At 33.5% G+C, this 22,078-nt stretch carries 34 protein-coding genes; all 34 read right to left on the reverse strand.

Annotated features, from left to right (window positions below; translation table 11 throughout):
- Positions 1–69 precede the first annotated feature (69 nt).
- The 34 genes from KTF99_RS04670 to rpsS all read right to left on the reverse strand — a co-directional run bounded on the left by KTF99_RS04670 (position 70) and on the right by rpsS (position 22,060).
- Entirely contained in the window at positions 70–1,518 is a 1,449-nt protein-coding gene (locus KTF99_RS04670) for a glycoside hydrolase family 1 protein (RefSeq protein ID WP_029481278.1), read from the reverse strand.
- Complete coding sequence (locus KTF99_RS04675) at positions 1,508–3,727, reverse strand: diguanylate cyclase domain-containing protein (protein WP_029481280.1); 2,220 nt, start codon at positions 3,725–3,727, stop codon at positions 1,508–1,510. Before KTF99_RS04675 ends, KTF99_RS04670 begins: the two co-directional genes overlap by 11 nt.
- A gap of 13 nt (positions 3,728–3,740) precedes the next feature.
- Positions 3,741–4,646: an alpha/beta hydrolase gene (locus KTF99_RS04680; RefSeq protein ID WP_008793109.1), complete on the reverse strand. Its 906-nt coding sequence runs from the start codon at positions 4,644–4,646 to the stop codon at positions 3,741–3,743.
- Entirely contained in the window at positions 4,639–5,838 is a 1,200-nt protein-coding gene (locus KTF99_RS04685) for a hypothetical protein (RefSeq protein WP_003536870.1), read from the reverse strand. The genes KTF99_RS04680 and KTF99_RS04685 overlap by 8 nt, the downstream gene beginning before the upstream one ends.
- Positions 5,839–6,307: 469 nt before the next feature.
- Entirely contained in the window at positions 6,308–7,183 is an 876-nt protein-coding gene (locus KTF99_RS04690; protein ID WP_009009683.1) for a histidinol-phosphatase, read from the reverse strand.
- Complete coding sequence (gene truA / locus KTF99_RS04695) at positions 7,173–7,910, reverse strand: tRNA pseudouridine(38-40) synthase TruA (protein WP_008793111.1); 738 nt, start codon at positions 7,908–7,910, stop codon at positions 7,173–7,175. Before truA ends, KTF99_RS04690 begins: the two co-directional genes overlap by 11 nt.
- Complete coding sequence (locus tag KTF99_RS04700; protein WP_003536861.1) at positions 7,910–8,710, reverse strand: energy-coupling factor transporter transmembrane component T family protein; 801 nt, start codon at positions 8,708–8,710, stop codon at positions 7,910–7,912. Before KTF99_RS04700 ends, truA begins: the two co-directional genes overlap by 1 nt.
- Complete coding sequence (locus KTF99_RS04705) at positions 8,703–9,554, reverse strand: energy-coupling factor transporter ATPase (protein ID WP_003536860.1); 852 nt, start codon at positions 9,552–9,554, stop codon at positions 8,703–8,705. The genes KTF99_RS04700 and KTF99_RS04705 overlap by 8 nt, the downstream gene beginning before the upstream one ends.
- On the reverse strand, positions 9,530–10,360 hold the full coding sequence (locus KTF99_RS04710) for an energy-coupling factor transporter ATPase (RefSeq protein WP_003536859.1): 831 nt from the start codon (positions 10,358–10,360) through the stop codon (positions 9,530–9,532). The genes KTF99_RS04705 and KTF99_RS04710 overlap by 25 nt, the downstream gene beginning before the upstream one ends.
- Before the next feature lie 99 nt (positions 10,361–10,459).
- Positions 10,460–10,822 carry a 50S ribosomal protein L17 gene (rplQ, locus tag KTF99_RS04715; protein ID WP_003536858.1) on the reverse strand — a complete coding sequence of 121 codons (363 nt, stop codon included), beginning with the start codon at positions 10,820–10,822 and terminating at the stop codon, positions 10,460–10,462.
- A 32-nt stretch (positions 10,823–10,854) separates the two neighbouring features.
- Positions 10,855–11,799: a DNA-directed RNA polymerase subunit alpha gene (locus tag KTF99_RS04720; RefSeq protein WP_003536857.1), complete on the reverse strand. Its 945-nt coding sequence runs from the start codon at positions 11,797–11,799 to the stop codon at positions 10,855–10,857.
- Positions 11,800–11,848: 49 nt separating this feature from the next.
- Positions 11,849–12,241 carry a 30S ribosomal protein S11 gene (gene rpsK, locus KTF99_RS04725; RefSeq protein ID WP_003536855.1) on the reverse strand — a complete coding sequence of 131 codons (393 nt, stop codon included), beginning with the start codon at positions 12,239–12,241 and terminating at the stop codon, positions 11,849–11,851.
- A gap of 19 nt (positions 12,242–12,260) precedes the next feature.
- The gene (rpsM, locus tag KTF99_RS04730) at positions 12,261–12,626 is read right to left on the reverse strand and encodes a 30S ribosomal protein S13 (RefSeq protein ID WP_003536853.1); all 366 of its coding nucleotides are present in this window, start codon (positions 12,624–12,626) and stop codon (positions 12,261–12,263) included.
- A 26-nt stretch (positions 12,627–12,652) separates the two neighbouring features.
- Positions 12,653–12,766 carry a 50S ribosomal protein L36 gene (gene rpmJ / locus KTF99_RS04735; protein WP_008793112.1) on the reverse strand — a complete coding sequence of 38 codons (114 nt, stop codon included), beginning with the start codon at positions 12,764–12,766 and terminating at the stop codon, positions 12,653–12,655.
- A gap of 31 nt (positions 12,767–12,797) precedes the next feature.
- The gene (gene infA / locus KTF99_RS04740) at positions 12,798–13,019 is read right to left on the reverse strand and encodes a translation initiation factor IF-1 (protein ID WP_003536851.1); all 222 of its coding nucleotides are present in this window, start codon (positions 13,017–13,019) and stop codon (positions 12,798–12,800) included.
- A 20-nt stretch (positions 13,020–13,039) separates the two neighbouring features.
- Positions 13,040–13,786 carry a type I methionyl aminopeptidase gene (gene map, locus KTF99_RS04745; RefSeq protein WP_003536849.1) on the reverse strand — a complete coding sequence of 249 codons (747 nt, stop codon included), beginning with the start codon at positions 13,784–13,786 and terminating at the stop codon, positions 13,040–13,042.
- Positions 13,786–14,433 (reverse strand): adenylate kinase, encoded by a 648-nt coding sequence (locus KTF99_RS04750; protein ID WP_003536847.1) that lies wholly within the window; start codon positions 14,431–14,433, stop codon positions 13,786–13,788. Before KTF99_RS04750 ends, map begins: the two co-directional genes overlap by 1 nt.
- A 23-nt stretch (positions 14,434–14,456) precedes the next feature.
- Positions 14,457–15,758, reverse strand: coding sequence for a preprotein translocase subunit SecY (gene secY, locus KTF99_RS04755; protein ID WP_003536845.1), 1,302 nt, complete (start codon positions 15,756–15,758; stop codon positions 14,457–14,459).
- Position 15,759: 1 nt separating this feature from the next.
- A complete protein-coding gene (rplO, locus tag KTF99_RS04760; protein ID WP_003536843.1) occupies positions 15,760–16,200 on the reverse strand; it encodes a 50S ribosomal protein L15 in 441 nt (146 codons plus the stop codon).
- Positions 16,201–16,214: 14 nt separating this feature from the next.
- On the reverse strand, positions 16,215–16,397 hold the full coding sequence (gene rpmD / locus KTF99_RS04765) for a 50S ribosomal protein L30 (protein WP_003536841.1): 183 nt from the start codon (positions 16,395–16,397) through the stop codon (positions 16,215–16,217).
- Between the two features lie 13 nt (positions 16,398–16,410).
- Positions 16,411–16,974: a 30S ribosomal protein S5 gene (gene rpsE, locus KTF99_RS04770; RefSeq protein ID WP_003536838.1), complete on the reverse strand. Its 564-nt coding sequence runs from the start codon at positions 16,972–16,974 to the stop codon at positions 16,411–16,413.
- A gap of 12 nt (positions 16,975–16,986) precedes the next feature.
- Positions 16,987–17,343: a 50S ribosomal protein L18 gene (gene rplR / locus KTF99_RS04775; RefSeq protein ID WP_003536837.1), complete on the reverse strand. Its 357-nt coding sequence runs from the start codon at positions 17,341–17,343 to the stop codon at positions 16,987–16,989.
- A 21-nt stretch (positions 17,344–17,364) separates the two neighbouring features.
- Positions 17,365–17,910: a 50S ribosomal protein L6 gene (gene rplF, locus KTF99_RS04780; protein ID WP_003536836.1), complete on the reverse strand. Its 546-nt coding sequence runs from the start codon at positions 17,908–17,910 to the stop codon at positions 17,365–17,367.
- A gap of 30 nt (positions 17,911–17,940) precedes the next feature.
- The gene (gene rpsH, locus KTF99_RS04785) at positions 17,941–18,336 is read right to left on the reverse strand and encodes a 30S ribosomal protein S8 (protein ID WP_003536835.1); all 396 of its coding nucleotides are present in this window, start codon (positions 18,334–18,336) and stop codon (positions 17,941–17,943) included.
- A gap of 34 nt (positions 18,337–18,370) precedes the next feature.
- A complete protein-coding gene (locus tag KTF99_RS04790; RefSeq protein WP_003536834.1) occupies positions 18,371–18,556 on the reverse strand; it encodes a type Z 30S ribosomal protein S14 in 186 nt (61 codons plus the stop codon).
- Between the two features lie 17 nt (positions 18,557–18,573).
- Positions 18,574–19,113 carry a 50S ribosomal protein L5 gene (gene rplE, locus KTF99_RS04795; RefSeq protein ID WP_008793116.1) on the reverse strand — a complete coding sequence of 180 codons (540 nt, stop codon included), beginning with the start codon at positions 19,111–19,113 and terminating at the stop codon, positions 18,574–18,576.
- Between the two features lie 16 nt (positions 19,114–19,129).
- A complete protein-coding gene (rplX, locus tag KTF99_RS04800; protein ID WP_003536823.1) occupies positions 19,130–19,465 on the reverse strand; it encodes a 50S ribosomal protein L24 in 336 nt (111 codons plus the stop codon).
- Positions 19,466–19,479: 14 nt separating this feature from the next.
- A complete protein-coding gene (gene rplN, locus KTF99_RS04805; RefSeq protein ID WP_003536822.1) occupies positions 19,480–19,848 on the reverse strand; it encodes a 50S ribosomal protein L14 in 369 nt (122 codons plus the stop codon).
- A 34-nt stretch (positions 19,849–19,882) separates the two neighbouring features.
- On the reverse strand, positions 19,883–20,143 hold the full coding sequence (gene rpsQ, locus KTF99_RS04810) for a 30S ribosomal protein S17 (RefSeq protein WP_003536821.1): 261 nt from the start codon (positions 20,141–20,143) through the stop codon (positions 19,883–19,885).
- An 11-nt stretch (positions 20,144–20,154) separates the two neighbouring features.
- The gene (gene rpmC, locus KTF99_RS04815; protein ID WP_003536820.1) at positions 20,155–20,349 is read right to left on the reverse strand and encodes a 50S ribosomal protein L29; all 195 of its coding nucleotides are present in this window, start codon (positions 20,347–20,349) and stop codon (positions 20,155–20,157) included.
- A gap of 2 nt (positions 20,350–20,351) precedes the next feature.
- Entirely contained in the window at positions 20,352–20,762 is a 411-nt protein-coding gene (gene rplP, locus KTF99_RS04820; protein ID WP_003536819.1) for a 50S ribosomal protein L16, read from the reverse strand.
- Positions 20,763–20,764: 2 nt separating this feature from the next.
- Positions 20,765–21,418, reverse strand: coding sequence for a 30S ribosomal protein S3 (gene rpsC, locus KTF99_RS04825; protein ID WP_003536818.1), 654 nt, complete (start codon positions 21,416–21,418; stop codon positions 20,765–20,767).
- A gap of 11 nt (positions 21,419–21,429) precedes the next feature.
- Complete coding sequence (rplV, locus tag KTF99_RS04830; RefSeq protein WP_003536817.1) at positions 21,430–21,762, reverse strand: 50S ribosomal protein L22; 333 nt, start codon at positions 21,760–21,762, stop codon at positions 21,430–21,432.
- Between the two features lie 19 nt (positions 21,763–21,781).
- Positions 21,782–22,060 (reverse strand): 30S ribosomal protein S19, encoded by a 279-nt coding sequence (rpsS, locus tag KTF99_RS04835; RefSeq protein ID WP_003536816.1) that lies wholly within the window; start codon positions 22,058–22,060, stop codon positions 21,782–21,784.
- Positions 22,061–22,078 lie beyond the last annotated feature (18 nt).

The raw sequence follows: 22,078 nt of genomic DNA on the forward strand, positions 1-22,078 counted from the left end.
CATCCCTCTTCTCTCTCACTCATTATACACAATTTATTGAAAAAGAAAAACAGGATTAACCCTGTTTCCTTATAATTCTTCACCATTAGTTTCAATTACTTTTTTATACCAATAGTATGAATCTTTCTTATAACGATTTAAAGTACCGCTATTTTCATCTTCTTCACGATCAACGTAAACAAAACCATAACGCTTTTGATATCCATTTAACCAGCTTAATAAATCTGTATATGACCATGTACAATAAGCAAGAACACGGCATCCATCATCACAAGCCTTCTTCAATTCCTCAATATGTGCTTTTAAATAAGCAATTCGATATGGGTCATGTACTTCCCCATCTTCTAACTTATCAAAAGCTCCTAAACCATTTTCACTAATAACAATTGGTAAATCATAGCGTGATGTAATTTCACGACAACACATTCTAATTCCCATTGGATCAATTGTCCAATCCCAATCAGTTGTTGGAAGATTAGCATTTTGAGGATTTTTATAAAGTCCTGGTACACCTTGAACTTTAGCAGTACCTTTTTTACCAGTCGTATTCATTTCATGACTTGTTCCAACACCATCGATATCATTAAATTCAACTGTAGTTGTTTGATAGTAGTTAACTCCCATGAAATCAACTAATTGTGCAGCTTCTTTCATGATAGCATTGTCACCTTCTTCAAAAACAGGGGCAACACCATTAGCCTCTAAATAAGCAAGAGCAGCGCGAGGATAACGCCCATAAGCATAAACATCCATCCAATAATAATTCTTCAAATCATCATAATCTGCTTTAGCCATTGCATTTTCTGGTTTATTGTCAATTGCATAAGATGGACTATAAGCAAAACTTGCTCCAACTTTCGCTTCTGGCCATAATTCTTTTAATGCAATTACACTTTTAGCATGTGCCATATTTGCATGATGATTAACTTGATAGAACATTTTCATATCATCTACTTTTCCTGGGGGATGCATTCCTTCTAACCAGCCAAAGCTAGTAAAGATATTCTGTTCATTCATGGTGATCCAGTATTTAACACGATCACCATATCGTTTAAATAAAGTAGTTGCATAGTTTACATAATCATCAACAATTTGACGATTTTCCCAACCATGATATTGCTCCTCTAAAGCTTGAGGTATATCCCAGTGATATACCGTAACCATTGGCTCAATTCCATATTTTAAACATTCATTAATTAAATTATCATAGAATTGTAAACCAGCTTCATTAACCTCACCGTTTCCATTTGGATAAATTCTTGTCCAGGCAATTGAAAAACGATAAGTTTTTAGACCCATTTCTGCCATTAAAGCAACATCTTCTTTATAACGATTATAATGGTCTACAGCTTTATCACCTGTTGTTCCTTTGAAAGTTTTCCCAGGGATACGTACAAATTTATCCCAGTTGGAAACTCCCTTACCATCACTATCCCAAGCTCCTTCTACTTGATAGGCTGCCGACGCACTGCCCCAAAGAAAGTCACTTGGAAAGCCTTTACTGTCTTTAAAATACATCTTTTTTCCTCCTATTTCCTTTTTTATTACGCTTATGGCAATACATCTCCCGATCTGCTTTATCTAAGAGTTCACGAACTGTTAAATCTTGATATTGATCAAAAAGACTAATTCCATAAGATAATTCTACTTTAAAATTACGTTTTATTAAAGTGTTATGATAGATTGTTTTATCATTTATTAATTGATCAATTTCTGAAAGAGCAAAATCACTTTGATTTGGTAAAAATACTGCAAATTCATCACCGCCAATACGCCCAATTACACCAAATTCATCAAAAGCATCTTTAAGAATCTTAGCTCCCGTGATAATTGCTTCATCACCACCTTCATGACCATAAGTATCATTGATAATTTTTAAACCATCAAGATCCACAAAAATCAATGCACCTTTATTAATATTCATATATCCTTGTACTTTATCAATAAAACCTCGGCGATTCCATAGCCCCGTCAGCTCATCATGTTTTGATAAATTATCTAACTTCTCAACTAAATTGATCGTATTTACAACTGTTCCTAATTGACTAGAAACAAAATCTAAATCTACAAAATCACGATATTTCAAATCACAAACAAATATTCCATACTGTGTTGTTCCAGAATAAACTGAGTTAACAACATATTCATTACAATTACTAAACAATCTCTTTTCTGAAAATATTCGATCGGTTTTAACCAGAATTTTATCATCAGGAATAATAATCTTACCATTAATTATACTTCCTTTCAAAATAACCTCATTGGGTAAAACTGTAAATTGTGTCATATAACTAGTAATTGGTTTTTCATACAAATATAATCTTGCATTACCAATATTCAGCTGCTTTAAACATTCAAAAATAGTATTGTAGTTATCATACTCGTTTCGAACACTGAGCATTCCTCTTGATAAAATATTAACCAGCCGTTTCTCTTCACAAGAAATCCTTGTTCTTTCACTTAAAATAGTATTATAATGCATGCCAATAATTTGTAGGATTTTTTGATTGAAATGAATAATTGATAGATTATTACGATAATCACTAAGACGCTGACTAACCACATCAATAACTTTTAAAATTCTTTTTAAATCAATAAACTCAACACTATCTAAATCTATTAATTCTTGAATTAAATTTGAAAATTTTGTATATGTTTTTTCTTCGAATAAGTCATCATTATGAAGTTCAACTAGAAAAGTAACTAAATCAATTACGCGTTTGCGGGCTTCAATAATAAAAATACTGTGGTTATTATTAAAAATATACTCCATTAAAATATTAACGATTTTATCTTTGTCGCTCTTTGTATAATTAACTATTTGACGATATAATCGTTCTTCTAAATAACCCACTTTAGCAGCCGAATCTCGTTTAATAAAATCTATATCGACAAGTGTTGTGAATTCAGCTGGAATTTCTCCTCGCAATGATAAAACCCCATCCATGACAGCATAAAATCCTAACTGTGCTGCTTCGGCACGGATAGTTGCTAGAGGCGGGTTTACTTTTGATGCTTCTTGAACATCATCAAAACCAACTACTTGAACATCTTCACCAATTCGAATCCCTCGTTCTTTTAAAACTTGATACGCATCAAAGGCAAGATTATCACTTGCACAAACAATAGCATCCAAATCAGGATTCAAATCCAATAATTTCTTGGCATATTCAGGATAACCACGTTCAAATGTTGCTGTATGAATAATTCTTTTTTCGTCAATGACGATTCCGTGACTTTTTAATGTTTTTTTATATGCAGCTAATCGCTCATCCGACCCTTTATTTTCATAAGGACCAGCAATCATCCCAATTTTACGACATTGCTGTTCTTGAATTAAACTAGTTACTGCATCCTCTATCCCTTTAGCATTATCAAATGTTACTAGTGAATTATTTCCAAATTTATGGTTTAAAGTAACAATTGGCACACCTTCAAATTCTTTTACGAATAATTCTTTTAAACGATTATTCCCATGAACGATACTTGAGACACTTATAATTAATAAATCTAAATCTTTTGTCTTGGAAAATTTATAAGTTGTATTTTTTTGAAACTCATACCTTGAATTCCCGTAGATGTTTGAGCTTCCTACAAATCCACCAAAAAATACAACTAAATTAACATCCAATTTTCCGGCTGCATAACTCGCTCCCCGCCAAATTTCAGTAGTAAAGATATTATCGCTATCATCTACCAGCAAGCCAATTTTTAATTTATTGTCCACAAATACCACCAGCCTAATTTACATACTTAGTAATGAAATTCGCTAATGTCTTTCTAAATTCATCGGTTTCTTCTAATTCATATAAATAACGTTCATCTTTTAAAACAAATAATACTTTGCTACCACGGTTCGCATTATATAATGGATAGACCATACTTAATGGTACAAAATCATCTTCTTTCATGTGGATATATAATGTTGGAATATCATTATGTTTGACCATTTCAGCATAATCTTCTTTAATATTAACTTTAATTTCCTGTTTAATCTTACGCTTAATTAAACGCATTGTTGGAAATTTTGGTACTTTATAATCCTTAATCATTCGATAGCCTAAAATATCATACACACTTGTATAGGCTCCATCACTAATAATAGCTTTAACATTTTTTAATAAATGTTTACTAGCTGCTTTTAAAATAGTATTAGCACCAGCTTCTTTACCATATAAAATTATTTCATGCTCTTTTCCGTATGTTTTTAACAAATATTCGTTCCAGCAAACAAGATCTTTTACATCTTTAATACCTAGTCCACGGATATATCCATCACTTTGACCATGGGCACAAGCATCAACTAATAAGATATTCCAATCAGGGTATCGTTCTTTAAAAAACGGTACATATAAAGTCATATCTTTAGCCTCCAGAGCAAATGGATGCAAGATTACTAAAGTTTTTTTCGCATCAACTGCTTCAATAAGGACACCTCTTAATCTAATACCTTGGTGATTTTTTATATAAATGCTTTGCGCATCATATTTTGTTTCTAAAATACTTGGTTTATCATCTTCTTTATGATGGCGGTATAACATTGCTTTAACGGTTTTATTAGCAAAGGCATTTAAAGCTCCAGCCCCGGATGCTAACCCAGCTAAAACTGCTAATGAGGTAACTACTTTTTTTCCTTTTTTATCCATTTTTACCATACTCCTTATAATTTTCCATTAATAATCGATTGATGTTACTAACTTGTTCAAAAGAGCTTAGACGGTACTCGTCATGTTCCATTCTTCCTGCATAGAAACGAATGGCTTTTTCTAACTCTTCACGAATTGGTTCACGATACTCTGGTGGGAAAGTAGAAATCGGGAAGCAAACAAAAACAAATGTATTATAATCTTTTGAAAATAAATTAATCAATAAATCATATCCTTCGTTTTGTACGATTGAATTTCCGATAGCTAATTGTAAATCATGATTTGCAAAAGTCAGCATATCATTCATCACAAAACGAATAACATCCATAGCAGCATTACGATAACCATCAGCATCACTTTCAAAAATTGCTTTTAAATATGGAATGACGATGTTACTGTCACCCTCTTTTTGAAAACGAGCATCAACATAATTAAAGATTGCTTTAGTAACCCGATAATGGGATAAAACCAAATTACCAAAATCTGTCATGATTGCAAAAGCAAAACGCTGTGAATTACATAAACGCCAAATTGCTTCTAATAATGGTTCCTTAACTTGATCATAGAAAATATCCAAGTCATCAAAAACCATCCTAATAATGATTCTAAAATAATATAAATGATATTGATATTGGGTATCTAAATATTTAGCCGTCGTACCATCCCATTCATACTCATAAATAATTTTATCTAATAAAAGATTCAATGAATCCATAAATCGTTTATAATTACCATTTCGTATCAACCTTTTTAAATAAGGCATAAAGAAATCATAAAACTCATCAATTGTCTCTTGATTAGTTCCACGATGATATTCTAAATAATCTAAAATATTACGATAATCTAATGGTTCTAACATATTCTCTGTATTTTTACTATTTATATAATGTTGAAAAACATGACAATGTAAAATTGTTCGATATTTATTGAAATAAATTATTTGCTTTAAAGCATCCTTAGTAATATATTCCTCTTCCTGTTCATGAAGATCAACTGAAAATACTGTCTTCACTTCTGGTCCCGCATAATCTAAAGTTACAAAGACATTGATTTCTCTAAATTGCGTATCACGAATATAATAATGGAACTTATGTTCAAATTTTTTTGTTTGAACACAACTATGACAGCGGTACTTACCTTGATAATTACTCTTATGCTCTTCTAAATATTTGTGTATACACTCACGTGCCATGACTTCACCTCCTAGTTCCTATGTAACATTTTACCACTTATGTACCAATAATTAAACCAATACGAAAAAATAAGTACCCAATTATTACAATTAAGTACTTATTAAATATTAGCTATGTTTTTTCATAATAACCGATACATCTTGTAAACCAAGTATTGTTAATAAAAGATAATTTTGATAATCAATATCCTCACCTGTCTTAACTGCAGTAACTAGTTCTCCCACTCCATCAGTTGATTGACCATAAAAAAGTATGATTCACTTCAATAATCTTTATCCAGATTAAAACTTCTTGATCTTCTTTTGATCTTACAAAAAAATTTCAATACTACCATTATATACTTAAACAACAGCATATAATATCTTATTTATGCTTGTAAATCATTAGCTATAATACCCTAAAATATTGTCGCTCCTTTATTAATTATTCGTAATAAAAGATGGAACCCAACGCTCTTAGATTCCATCCTTATTTACCTTTTTTAAATTCAGGTATATTAATTACATTTAATTTGTGACGCCATGCAAACTTCTCCAAAGCTTCAAAATCATCCTGATTGAAATCATCAGGACTATGCGCATCAATTCCAAGAATCACTTTACACCCTACCTCTCCAACAATATCAAAAAAGTGACTATTGGGATATGGATATTGGATTTCGTCCCCGACTTTACGATAGCCACGGCGAATCCCACCAGCATTAACTTCTAAAGGAACGTCTTTTTCTAATGCTTTTTGACATATTTCCCGGGTAATATTTTCACATAACTCGTCGAAATATACTTTTCCAACCATAAATAAGTCAGGATGAGCTACATAAGAAAATAAATTAGTATCTAATGCCTTCAACAAATCGTTTTTATAACTAATTATTTCTTCATCACTAATATCCATCTTACCATAATAACGAGTATGAACAGTGTACTTATTAAAGTGATTTCCTAAAATCAAATAATCTGCTTCTCCTGAATTTAATAATCCTTGATAATAATCTAAATATTCTTCAAAATACTCAGCTTCAAAACCTTGATATATTGTAATTTGATCACAATATTTTTCCTTTAACCGCTTTACTTCTTCAAGATGTAACTGCTTATCTTTATATGGCATTCGCATTGCAGGACCATTAGTAATGATTGCTTTACAAGCAACCGCAAACGAACGAAAATGATTAAGAGTATAACGCATTCCTTTAAAGATATGTTTACGATAACGTGGTAAAGGAACATGCTCACTAAAGCCTAAAACTTCAATACCTTCTTCAATTGCTGATTTAACCATTGCTTCTTCATTGCCAACCGCATGACCGCAGCGGAATGTATGTGTATGAAAATTAGTTTTCATCATAAAACACCTCATGTAAGTATAGTCCCTGGGGCTTAGCCTTAAACAAACACTTCTGTTCACCTTTGCTATCTAATAACTCTTGTAATCGTTCTTTAGTAACCCGTTTTGCCCCAACTTGAATTAGGCCACCAACGATATGCCGAACCATATAACGTCTAAATCCATTTCCAACTAAAATAAATTTAATAATCCCCTTTTCATTAGTAATCGACAACTCATATAGTTCTCTAATTGTATTACCATACTGATCATAGCTACAAAATGATGCAAAATCATGCTCACCAATAAATATTTTAGCTGCTTCTCTCATCAATTCTAAATCTAATGGTCGTCCATATTGAAAAATATAATTCGTTTCAAATGGACTATATTCATTTGTACTTAATAAATAATGATATTCTTTTTTTATTGCACTATAACGACTATGAAAATTCTCATCAACAAAGTATGAATCTAAGATATATATATCATTTGGTAAAAAATGATTAATTGCCCGTTTCCACTGCGCTTCAGGCATTTCTCTTGTAGTATCAAAATGAAAAACTTGTTTAGTTCCATGAACCTTTGCATCGGTTCTTCCTGAACCATGAATAATAATCTCTTCTTTGCATATATTTTTTAATGCCTTTTGGATCTCGCCCTGTACTGTTCGTAATTTATTTTGCACTTGAAAGCCATGAAATTTACTTCCGTCATAGCTTACACTACATTTAACCCTAACCATTACAAAACAAAGCTCATTATAATCACAGTACCGGAAACAACTATTGTAAGTGCAAAGGCCATTGTATCACTGGTCTGCCAGTTTAATGATTTATAACGAGTACGCGATGCTTCAGGATTATAATTACGACTTTCCATTGCATTGGCAAGATCCTCAGCTCGTTGAAAAGCAGAGATAAATAAGGGAATAATTAGAGAAACAATCGCTTTAATTTTTTCCGAAATAGTACCTTCATTAAAGTCAACACCGCGGCTTGCTTGAGCTTTCATGATACGCTTAGCTTCATCTAATAAATCTGGAATAAAACGTAAAGCAATTGATATCATCATCGCCAATTCATGAGCAGGGAAACCAAAACGCTTAAACGGATTCAATAGATTTTCAATTGCTAGTGTTAAATCGAGCGGTTTAGTTGAAGATGTTAAGATAGTTGTCAAAGTAATAATTAAAATTAAGCGAATAAAAATATACGCTGATTGAATCAATGCCCCCGAATAAATCTTAAGTGATCCAATTGTGAATAATACACTTCCTGTATTGATTAAAAAAATATTAAAAATCATTAAGAAGAGCATCATAAAAACCATCGGTTTAATTGCTTTTAAAATATGTTTAATAGAAATATTTGATAATCCTGCAACTAACAAAACAAATACTCCCATGATACCATATCCAATAAACCCTGCATCAAAGAAAATAGCAATTAAAAAGATTAGTAGAGCTCCTATTTTTAATCGGGGATCTAATTGATGGATTAAAGAATTAACAGGAATATATTTACCAAATGTCATATTATCCATTTAATTCACCGCCAATCGCTGCAATGAGCTGTTCAATATTATTAATTGAAGAATCAAGATTAAATCCTTGATTATTTAGTTTTATGATAAAATTAGTAATGATTGGTAAATCGATCCCCAAGCTATTTAAATACTCACTATCCTTAAAAACATTAGTGACTGTATCATGTTTTTCAACTTTCCCGTGATTCATTACTACTACTTCATCACAATATTGTAAAACATGATTCATATCATGAGTTACTAAAATAATAGTTTTACCACTTTCATTTATTCGTTTAAATAAACTCATCATTTCATTAGTCCCTTGCGGATCTAATCCAGCAGTTGGTTCGTCCAAAATTAAAATATCCGGATTCATTGCCAAAATTCCAGCAATTGCTACTCGGCGTTTTTGACCACCTGACAAATCAAAAGGCGATTTATTTAAATAGCTTTCGTCTAATCCTACCGTTTTGAGAACGTTATGAGCAATTTTTTTAGCCTCTTCTTCACTGACTCCAAAATTCATAGGTCCAAAAATAATATCCTTTTCGATTGTTTCTTCAAATAATTGATATTCAGGAAACTGAAAAACTAGTCCTGCTTTTTTACGAAGTGGTTTTAATTTACTTGGTTTGTCGGTTGCTGTAATTAGATATTCATCAATATTGATACTCCCGCTTGTAGGTAGTAACAAAGCATTGATATGTTGAATCAAAGTACTCTTTCCGCTACCGGTCTGCCCAATAATCGCTGTAAAGCTTTGATCAGTAATTTTTAAATTTACTCCTTTTAAAGCATGGTAAGCAAAAGGGGTATTTTCACTATAAATATGTTCTACTTCTTTAAATGTAATTGACATAATTCTGTAATTAATACCTCCTCTTGTAAAGACATGCTAGTCCTAATGTTTAATTTTTCTAAACCCTTAGCTACTTTTAAAGCAAATGGGATATCTAATTCATATTTGACCAAATTGGCTTCATCACTTAGGATATCCTTAGGATTACCACTTGCAACAACTTCACCAGCACTCAACATAATTACCTGATCAGCATTTTTAGCTTCTTCAATATCGTGAGTTATAGAAATAATCGTAATATCTTTTTCTTTATTTAATTCCTTAACTAGACTATTAATTTCACGCCGTCCCATTGGATCTAACATGCTTGTTGCTTCATCCAAAATAATGATTGTTGGAGCCATTGCTAAAATACCAGCAATTGCCACTCGCTGCTTTTGCCCCCCAGACAATTTAGTTGGCTCATGATCAAGAAAATCACTCATACCTACTTTAGCTGCATAAGTATTAATGATTTTATCCATATCACTTTGTGGTACACATGTGTTCTCTAAACCAAAGGCTATATCATCACGAACTGTTGCCCCAATGAACTGATTATCAGGATTTTGAAAAACAATTCCTATATTATCTCTGACTTTATATAAATTTTCCAAATTAAGTTCGTATCCATTAATAATAATTGAACCGCTCTTTTTTTCTAGTAGTCCAATTAGTAACTTTGCAATCGTACTTTTTCCGCTACCATTATGTCCTAAAATAGCAACATAATCTCCTTTATTTATATCAAAAGAAATATGATTGATCGTCTTTAGACCAGCTTCATATTCAAATGATAAATCTTTTATTTCAATGATTTTATCCATCTTTTTCACCACCCGTTTAACTACTCCTAAACATTCTATTATTATTACTTGACTTAGTCAAGCAAAGTAAAAGAAAAAAGACCCGAGGGTCTTTAACAATTAAACTAAAGCGATGATTGCCATTGGGGCATTGTCACCTTTACGGTTGTAAGTCTTTAAGATACGAGTGTATCCACCATTTACATCACTATATTTAGGTGCAACATCATCAAATAATTTTTGTACTGCAGTTTTTCCAGTTTCAGCATCAACTACATTGTGTAATACAGCAGCAGCTTGACGTCTAGCGTGTAAGTCACCGCGTTTACCTAAAGTAATTAATTCTTCAACAACAGAACGAACTTCTTTAGCTCTAGTTTCTGTAGTTTCTAATTTACCGTACATAATTACTTCTGTTGCAAGAGAACGTAACATTGATTTTCTAATATCAGAAGTACGTCCTAATTTTCTATTTTTAGCCATGAGATTAGCGCTCCTTCCTTCGTACTCGCGAATTAATCGATAGGTTTAAACCCTAACCCTAATTCAACTAATTTTTCTTTTACTTCTTTTAACGATTTCTTACCTAAGTTTCTTACTTTGATCATATCATCTTCAGATTTAGCGGCAAGATCTTGAACAGTTTGGATACCTGCTCTTTTTAAACAGTTGTATGAACGTACTGATAAATCTAATTCTTCAATCGTCATATCTAATACTTTATTAGTTGTATCACTTTGAGCTTCAGACATAACTTCCATATTCACAGCCATATCAGTTAACTCTACAAACATATTTAAATGTTCTACTAAAATCTTAGCAGCTAATGAAATAGCTTCATAAGGTTTTAAAGCTCCATTTGTTTCGATTTCTAAAGTTAATTGATCATATTTGGCACTTTCCCCAACACGAGTTGGTTCAACTGCATAAGATACTTTTTCAACTGGTGAATAAATTGAATCAGTAGGAATAATACCAATAGTATTAATTTCCTTCTTATTTTGATCAGCACTTACATAACCACGATCTTTTTTAGCATATAATTCCATGTATAAGTGAGCACCTTGAGCAACATGAGCAATTTCCATATCATTAGAAATCATTGTTACTTCTGAAGGGCATTGAATGTCAGCACCTGTTACAGTAGCAGGTCCTTCAACATCAATAATCATTGTAGCCGATTCATCACTATCCACATCAAAGACTAATTTCTTAAGATTTAAGATAATTGATGTAACATCTTCGACAACACCATCTACTGCAGAAAATTCATGGATAGCACCTTGAACTTTAATTGCATATACAGCAGATCCAGGTAAAGAAGATAGAAGAACTCGACGAAGTGAATTCCCCAAAGTTGTACCGAAACCTCTTTCTAAAGGTTCAATAACAAATTTACCATAATTATCTGTTTCATCATAATTAGCTATATTAAAATTTGCTTTTTCAAACTTTTGCATCTATTTCCCTCCTCACTAGGAATTATTATTTTTTTTGATCATACAATAATTATCCACGAGGACGTTTTGGTGGACGGCACCCGTTATGTGGAATTGGAGTAACATCATTGATTGCAGTTACTTCTAATCCAGCAGCTTGTAAAGCTCTAACAGCTGCTTCACGTCCTGGTCCAGGACCTTTAACACATACTTCTACAGATTTTACTCCGTGATCCATTGATGCTTTTGCAGCAGCTTCAGAAGCCATTTGCGCAGCAAATGGAGTAGATTTTCTTGAACCTTTAAATCCTAATGCACCAGCACTAGACCATGTTAATACATTACCATGTTCATCAGTAATTGTTACAATAGTATTATTGAAAGTTGAATGAACATGTGCTACACCTTTTGCGATATTCTTTTTTGCACGTTTTTTACCACGTACTTGTTTAACTTTTGCCATTTCTAGTTCAACCTCCTATCTATTTTTTCTTTCCTGCGATTGGTTTTGCCTTACCCTTACGAGTACGAGCATTTGTTTTAGTCTTTTGACCACGAACAGGAAGTCCTTTACGATGACGGATTCCTCTGTAGCTTCCAATTTCCATTAAGCGTTTAATGTTTAAAGCTACTTCTCGACGAAGGTCACCTTCAACTTTAATTGATTCTATTTCTTTTCTAATTGTACCGATTTCATCTTCAGTTAAATCTTTAACTCTAGTGTTCTCGTTAATTCCAACTTTTTTCAAAATTTCTTGAGCTGTTGGTTTACCGATACCATAGATATAAGTTAATGAGATAACCACACGTTTGTCACGTGGGATATCAACTCCAGCAATACGAGCCATTTTATTTCCTCCTAATTAACTACTAATTAACCTTGTCTTTGTTTATGTTTAGGGTTTTCGCAAATAACCATTACGCGCCCTTTTCTTTTAATTACTCTGCATTTATCACACATTGGTTTTACAGATGGTCTTACTTTCATCTTGTCTACCTCCTTTTGGAAGATTTAAGTTTTATTTATGTCTAAATGTAATTCGCCCACGTGTTAAATCGTATGGAGAAATTTCTACCGTAACCCTGTCCCCCGGTAAAATGCGAATGTAATGCATACGGATTTTACCAGAAACGTGAGCAAGGATTTCTACTCCATTTTCTAACGCTACTTTAAACATTGCATTTGGTAATGTTTCAAGTACCGTTGCTTCTACTTCAAGAACGTCATCTTTCTTTGCCATAGGTTTTCAACTCCCTTAAATTAAAGTTTTGTTAAGATTTCATACCCGTCATCAGTAATGACGATCGTATGTTCATAATGAGCCGCTAAAGAGCGGTCTTTTGTTACAACTGTCCAATCATCTTGTAATACTTCCGTTTCACATCCACCTAGATGTGCCATCGGTTCGATTGCAAGTGTCATACCTGCTTTAAGTCTTGGACCACGACCAGCTTGACCATAATTAGGAACAGCAGGATCTTCATGTACCTCAGTACCAATCCCATGCCCTGTATAATCTAACGGTGTAGTACATCCATGATCTTCAAGGTATACTTGCACAGCGTGAGAAATATCTGATAAGCGATTACCAGGTTTAACCTGTTCTAATCCAGCGTATAATGAAGCTTCACAAACTTCCATCAGCCGTTTAGCTTCATCGCTGATTTTACCGACTGCATAAGTCCACGCGCTATCTCCGTGATATCCTTTATAACAAGCCCCAACATCAACTGAAATGATGTCACCTTCTTCTAATTTTCGATCACTAGGAATTCCATGTACGACTACTTCATTAATTGAAGTACAAACACTGTTTGGAAATCCATATAAGTGAAGAAATGAAGGAGTTGCATTATTATCACGAATCACTTTTTCGCAAATCTCATCAATTTGTTTTGTCGTAATTCCTGGGACAATAACTTCTTTAAGCTTTTCATGCACTAATGCAACAATTCTTCCAGCTTCAGCCATCAATTCAATTTCTCTACGGTCTTTAGTAACAATCATTATTTAACCTCCAGGCTAGCTTTGATATCCTTAAAGACGTCTTCCATAGATTGATCACCATTTATATTAGTGATTTGTCCTTTCATTGTATAATAATCAATTAAAGGACTTGTTTGTTTTTCATAAGTATCCAGTCTGACTTTTACAGCATCTTCGCTTTCATCAGGCCGTTGATACAACTCACCACCACAAACATCACATACCCCTTCAACTTTAGGTGGATTATATTCGATGTGGTAACTTGCACCACATTCTTTACAAGTTCTTCTTCCAGAAAGTCTTGGTACTAAACGATCTAATTCGATATCTAAATTGATTACGGCATCAATTTCAAATCCAAATTCTTTAGCAATACTTTCTAACTCACGAGCTTGAATAATAGTACGAGGGAAACCATCAAGAATAAATCCATTTGGAAATTCATTTTCTTGAAGATATTCTCTAACCATTTGAATAGTATAATCATCAGGAACTAAGTGACCAAATTGCATGAAGTATTTTGCAATAACTCCATATTTAGTTTGCTCCTTAAGTGCTTTTCTAAAAATGTCTCCTGTTGAAATGTGAGTAAGTCCATACTCTTTCACTAAATTAGCTGCTTGAGTACCTTTTCCCGCTCCAGGTGGCCCCATTAGAATAATGTTCATATAATTGCCCCTTCTTTCTTATACTATCGACGAATATAACCGTGATATTCTTTTCTTGTAATATGAGTTTTAATTTGTTTTACAGTTTCTAGTGCAACCCCAGTAACGATGATTAAACCTGTACCACCAAGTGATAAAGATGCGTTTGCTGTTTGTGACCAGATAACTGGTGTAATAATTGGAATTGCTGCAATGATACATAACGATAATGATCCTACCACAGTTACTCTGTTTAAAATTGTCTTAATGTGTTTCATTGTATCAACTCCAGTTCTAACTCCCGGAATTGCTCCACCGTTTTTCTTTAAATCATCACTGATTTTTTCAGCATCAATTTGTAAGTTAGAATAAAAGAATGTAAATCCAATAATCATCAAGATATATAAGACGAATCCAACTGGTTCTTGATAATTAAAGATTGTATTGATCCATTTAGTAACATCGCTAGTTTCCATAAAACTAACTACTGTTCTTGGTGCTGCTAATACTGATGAAGCAAAGATAACTGGAATAACCCCTGAACTATTAATTTTAATAGGCATATGAGTTTGATCTTTAGTTCTCATTGTTGTATTAGAGCTTGTTGCATAAATTATTGGTATTTTTCTAACGGCACCTTCATTGAAAACAACAAAGATCACGATTGAAAGATAAACTACCACAAATAATGCATACCAGGCAATTCCAAGCCACATATCCCCAGCTTTACCAGAAGTATCAACTAAGTTGTTGAAAGTTGAAATAAAACTGCTCGGTAAGTTTGAAACAATCCCAGTGAAGATTAATAATGATACCCCATTACCAATCCCTTTATTTGTAATTTGATCCCCTAACCATACTGCTAACATACTACCTGCCATCATAATTAAGACAACATAGATATATGTCCAGATACTAGAATCTGCAAGAATCTTGTATCCATTATCGAAAGCGTAAGTTAATACGCCACCTTGTAATGCTGCTAAGAATAATGTTACATATCTTGTAACCCGGTCTTTTTTCTTTTTACCGGTATTACCTTCTTTACGCCATTGGCTCAATGCCGGAATAACATCCATTGACAATAATTCAATAATGATTGAAGAAGTGATGTAAGGTGAAACTCCTAGCGAGAATAGAGAGAATCTCTCTAATGTTCCCCCACCTAGTAAGTTCATAATCCCAAAAATCCCATTAGTGGCATCACTAGAACTTAATGCTCCAGTGTTGACACTCGGAATAGTAATTGCAGCTCCCAGACGATAAACAAATAGAATCCCCAGAGTGAAAATTACTTTTTGACGAAGTTCACCTTTTTTGAAAACATTTTTCAAAAATGTAAACATCTTAGATCACCTCGGTTTTTCCACCTGCAGCTTCGATTGCGGCAAGAGCAGATTTAGAAAACTTATGAGCTTTTACAGTAATAGCTTTTTCTAAAGTTCCATTACCTAATACTTTAACACCATCTAATTCTTTTTTGATTAACCCAGCTTCTTTTAATGCTTTAGGACATACAACAGTCCCTGCTTCAAAAGTATTTAACTGATCTAAATTAACAATAGCGTATTCTAATTTATTAAAGTTTGTAAATCCACGTTTTGGTAAACGCATGAATAATGGAGTTTGTCCCCCTTCGAATCCAGGTTTCTTTCCACCACCAGATCTAGCGCCTTGCCCTTTTTGTCCTCTACCAGCAGTTTTACCAGTACCAGAACTTGTACCACGTCCAACACGTTTTCTTGTTTTACGAGCACCTTCAGTGTATTGTAATTCGTGTAGTTTCATTAGTTTACACCTCCCTATTTTTCTTCTACTTTAATTAGGTGTCCAACAACTTTGATCATTCCTTGAATGAATTCGTTGTTTTCTTTTTCTACGGTTTTATTTACTTTTGTTAAACCTAACGCTTTAAGAGTAGCCCGTTGTTTTGGTAAACAACCAATTGGACTTTTTTTAAGCGTAATCATAACTGTTTTTGCCATTTTTTACGCCCTCCTATCCAAAAATTTCTTCTACTTTTTTATCTCTTAATTCAGCAACTTGGTTTACAGTTTTTAATGAAGCTAAACCTTCCATTGTAGCTCTAACCATGTTAATAGGTGTTCTAGAACCTAAAGATTTAGATAAAATATCACTATAACCAGCTAATTCTACAACAGCACGAACTGGTCCCCCAGCGATGATTCCAGTACCTTGAGAAGCAGGTTTAATAAATACTCTACCTGATCCATAAATACCAGTAACTTCATGAGGAATAGTTCCATGAACTGAAGGAACGTTGATAACATTTCTTTTTGCATTTTCAGAAGCTTTTCTGATTGCATCAGGTACTTCGTTTGCTTTACCAGTACCGAAACCAACTCTACCTTTTCTATCTCCGATTACAACTAATGCAGCAAAGCGGAATTTACGCCCACCTTTTACTACTTTAGTTACACGGTTAATAGTAACAACACGTTCTTCAAATTCTTTTTCTTCTCTTCTAGGTCCATTGTTTCTTTGACCTCTTCTAGGTCCGTTGTTTCTTGGTCCATTGTTTCTTGGTTTACGTTGTTCCATATTGACCTCCTTCTAGAATTCTAATCCAGCTTCTCTAGCAGCTTCAGCTAGGGCTTTTACACGACCATGATAAACGTATCCACCACGATCAAATACTACTTTTTTGATATTCTTTGCGATTGCCGCTTCTCCAACAGCTTTACCTACTGCAGTTGCAGCAGCGATGTTAGAACCGTTTTCTAATTTCATATCAACACTAGATGCACTTGCTAAAGTAACACCGTTAACATCATCAATAACTTGCGCATGAATATGAGCATTTGAACGGAACACGTTTAAACGTGGGCATTCAGGAGTTCCACTGATTTTAGCACGAACTCTAGCATGTCTTTTTAAACGAACATCATTACGAGATTGTAATTTTGACATCTTATTTTGCTCCTTTCGAAACTACTTCTTACCAGCAGTTTTTCCTTCTTTTCTGATGATTCTTTCATCACTATATTTAATCCCTTTACCTTTATAAGGTTCTGGTTTTCTTACTTCTCTAATTTGAGCAGCAACTTGACCAACACGTTCTTTTGAGATTCCAGATACAACGATTGTTGTATTGTTAGGAGTTTCAATTGTAACTCCTTCTTCAGCTTCAATCTCTACTTGATGAGAATATCCAATGTTTAACACTAAAGTATTCCCTTTCATTTGTCCACGATATCCAATCCCAACTATTTCTAATTGTTTTTTGAATCCTTCATGAACTCCTTCAATCATGTTTGCAAGCAATGCTCTTGTTGTACCATGTAATTGTTTATGAGTTTTTTGTTCACTACTTCTAGCAACAGTGATTACATTATCTTCTTTGTTAATTGTAATTACTGGTGAAAATTGTCTTACTAAAGTCCCTTTAGCTCCTGTAACAGTTACTGTATTATCAGCAGCGATATCAACTGTAACTCCTTCAGGTACATTAATAATTTTATTACCGACACGAGACATCAGTTTGCACCTCCTGAATTGTATTTTTTATTACCAAATATATGCAAGAACTTCGCCACCAACTTGTTTAGCGCGAGCTTCTTTATCTGTCATCAAACCTTGAGAAGTTGATAAGATTACGATACCTAAACCATTTAATACTTTAGGAATTTCGTTTACTTTAGCATATACACGTAATCCTGGTTTAGAAATTCTTTTTAAATCAGTGATTACTCTATCATTTCCTCTATATTTTAAAGTGATATTAATGTTTTTGATTGGACCTTCGCCCTCAACTTTATATCCTTTAATGAATCCTTCGTTTTTCAAAATTTCAGCAATATCAGCTTTTAATTTTGATGCAGGCACCATTACTGTTTCGTGATGTTGTCTATTTGCATTACGGATTCTTGTTAACATATCTGCAATTGGATCTGTCATAACCATTTGCTAATCCTCCTTCCATCTGGATAAAATCTAATTACCAGCTTGCTTTCTTTACACCTGGAATTTCACCTTTGTAAGCTAATTCGCGGAAGCAAATTCTACAAAGTTTGAATTTTCTAATTACTGAATGTGGTCTTCCACAACGTTCACAACGTGTGTATTCACGCACTTTGTATTTTTGAGGACGTTGTTGTTTCACTTTCATTGATGTTTTTGCCATATTTTTGTGAGTCCTCCTTATTTCTTGAACGGCATTCCTAATTGAGCTAATAACTCGCGACCTTCTTCATCGCTCTTAGCTGTAGTTACGAATACGATATCCATTCCTCTTAATTTGTTTACTTTATCAAAATTGATTTCTGGGAAAATTAATTGTTCTTTAATACCTAAAGTGTAATTTCCTCTTCCATCAAATGAGTTATTTGATACACCTCTAAAATCTCTTACACGTGGCAATGAGATATTTACTAATTTATCTAAAAATTCATACATTCTTTCACCACGTAAAGTTACCTTACATCCGATTGGAGCACCTTCACGTAATTTAAATCCAGCGATTGATTTTTTAGCTCTAGTGATAACTGGTTTTTGTCCAGTAATTAATGTTAATTCATTAACAGCTTCATCTAATAATTTAGAGTTAGAAACTGCATCACCAACACCGATATTTAAAACGATTTTTTCAACCTTTGGAGCTTGCATGCTAGAAGAATAATTGAATTTTTCTACCAATGATTTTACTACGTCGTTTTGATAACGTTCCATTAAACGGTTCATTCTTTATCCTCCTCCATTATTTCTTTTTCTTTTTATCTACTTCTGCTCCGGTTTTTTTGTTAACTCGAACTTTTGTTTTCTTACCGTCTTTTTCAACGATTTTATATCCAAGTTTAACAGGAGCTTTAGCTTTTGAATCATAGAATGCAACATTAGAAACATGAATAGGAGCTTCTCTTGTTACAATTCCACCTTCAGGATCTGCTTGTGAAGGTTTAATATGTTTAGTTACAGTATTAACTCCTTCAACGATTACTTTGTCTTGTTTTGCAAGAACTTGTAACACTTCACCTTGTTTTCCTTTATCTTTACCTGCGATAACTTCTACAGTATCACCTACACGGATTTTCATGTTTTAAGTTCCTCCTATAATACTTCTGGAGCTAATGATACGATTTTCATGAAATCAGCATCTCTTAACTCTCTTGCAACTGGTCCGAAGATACGAGTCCCTTTTGGAGATTTATCTTCTTTTATAATTACACAAGCGTTGTCATCAAATTTAATATAAGAACCGTTTTCTCTTCCGACTCCATATCTACTTCTTACGATAACCGCTCTTACTACTTCACCTTTTTTTACTGAACCACCTGGTGCTGCCTGTTTAACTGTTGCTACAACAACATCACCGATGTTACTAAATTTACGATTAGAACCACCTAAATTACGGATTACTAATACTTCTTTAGCTCCAGTGTTGTCAGCGACTTTAAGTCTACTTTCGTTTTGGATCATTCTTGGTTACCTCCTTTTAGAGTTTTAATATATATTAAACAGTTTCTGCTTTTTTAACGATTTCTACTAAACGGAAACGTTTTGTTGCAGATAATGGTCTTGTTGACATGATTTTTACTGTATCGCCAACACTAGCGATATTTTCTTCATCATGGGCATGAAACTTAGTTGTTGATTTCATACGTTTACCATATAATTTATGTTTTACATGTGTTTCTACTTGCACTGTAATAGTTTTATCCATTTTAGTAGATACAACTGTACCAGTATAAACTTTACGATTGTTTCTTTCCATTGTATCTCCTCCTATTGGTTCAATTCTCTTTCTCTAATAATTGTTTTAATTCTAGCGATAGATTTACGAACCGTTCTAATACGTGCTGTGTTTTCTAAACTTCCTGTAGCTTGTTGGAAACGAAGTCCAAATAGCTCTTTTTTGTATTCTTCTACTTTAGCAAGTAAAGCAGCGTTATCTAATTCTTTGATTTCTTGAACTGTCATGACTATTCACCCTTTCCAATGATTTTACATTTAATAGGTAATTTATGAGATGCAAGTCTTAAAGCTTCTCTAGCAAGTTCTTCATCAACACCTGCAACTTCGAAAAGAACACGACCAGTTTTAACAACTGCTACCCATTCTTCTGGAGAACCTTTCCCAGATCCCATACGTACTTCTAATGGTTTTTTAGTTTTAGCTAAGTGAGGGAAAATTCTAATCCATACTTGTCCACCACGGTTTAAACGACGGTTGATAGCAATACGAGCAGCTTCGATTTGACGAGAAGTGATCCAAGCACCTTCAGTTGCTTGTAAACCATATTCACCAAATGATACTTCAGTTCCGCCTTTAGCTTTACCTTCATATTTAACACGATGAGGTCTTCTGTATTTTGTTCTTTTAGGCATCAACATGATTATTTATCCCCTTTCTTCTTTTCAGGAAGGATTTCTCCCTTACAAATCCAAACTTTAACTCCTAATTTACCATAAGTAGTATCTGCTTCTGCAGTAGCATAATCAATATCAGCTCTTAAAGTATGAAGAGGGACATTCCCTTCAGAGTAACCTTCAGCACGAGCCATATCAGCTCCACCTAAACGTCCTGAAACACTTGTTTTAATTCCTTTAGCTCCAGCTCTCATTGCTCTTTGGATAGCACGTTTTTGAACTGTTCTAAAAGAAGCACGATTTTCTAATTGTTCCGCAATATTATTAGCAACTAATTGTGCTACAACATCAGGGTTTTTGATTTCCACAATATTGATAAACACTTGTTTATCTTTTACCATTTTACTAACTTCTTTTCTTAATGCATCAACTGCTTCACCATCTTTACCGATTACAACTCCTGGTCTAGATGTGTGAACAAAGATAGTAACACGATTTTTTGATCTTTCGATTTCAACTTTAGCTACAGATGCAGTCTTAAGTTTTTTTAATAGGTATTCACGAATCTTGATATCTTCATGTAATAAACCTGCGAAATCTTGATCGTTAGCATACCATCTTGAATCCCAATTACGGTTAACACCAACTCGTAATCCGATTGGACTTACTTTTTGACCCATAATGTGACCTCCTATCTTTCTTCTACCACACAAGTGATGTGGCTAGTTCTTTTTAAAATTCTTGTTCCGCTACCTTTAGCTCTTGCAGCGAATCTTTTTAATGTAGGACCTTCGTCTACATAGATTTCTTTAATATATAACTTTTCTGCTTCTGCACCTTCGTTATAAACAGCGTTTTGTGCAGCAGATTTTACAACTTTAATGATTGCAGGAGTTGCACTTTTATTTACGTATTCTAACATACCAAGTGCTTCTTTTACTTGCTTCCCTCTCACTAAGTCAACGACTAATCGAGCTTTTTGAGGTGAAACACGAATCATTTTAGCTTGTGCTCTTGCTTCCATGTTTTAAAATCTCCTCTCTCTATTTTCCAGCTTTTTTATCATCAGCCCCGTGACCGTGATAAGTTCTTGTTGGAGCGAATTCTCCTAATTTATGACCGACCATATCTTCAGTTACATAAACTGGGATATGTTCTCTTCCGTTATACACTGCAAATGTATGCTCAATAAATTGAGGGAAGATTGTTGAACGTCTAGACCAAGTTTTGATAACTTCTTTTTTACCAGCAGCGTTTAATGCTTCAACTTTTTTCATTAAGTGTCCATCAACAAATGGTCCCTTTTTTAAACTACGTGCCATTATTTCTTCCTCCTCTTA

Origin of the sequence: Erysipelatoclostridium sp. MSK.7.34 (assembly GCF_019041935.1) — a bacterium.
GTDB lineage: Bacteria > Bacillota_I > Bacilli_A > Erysipelotrichales > Coprobacillaceae > Thomasclavelia > Thomasclavelia ramosa.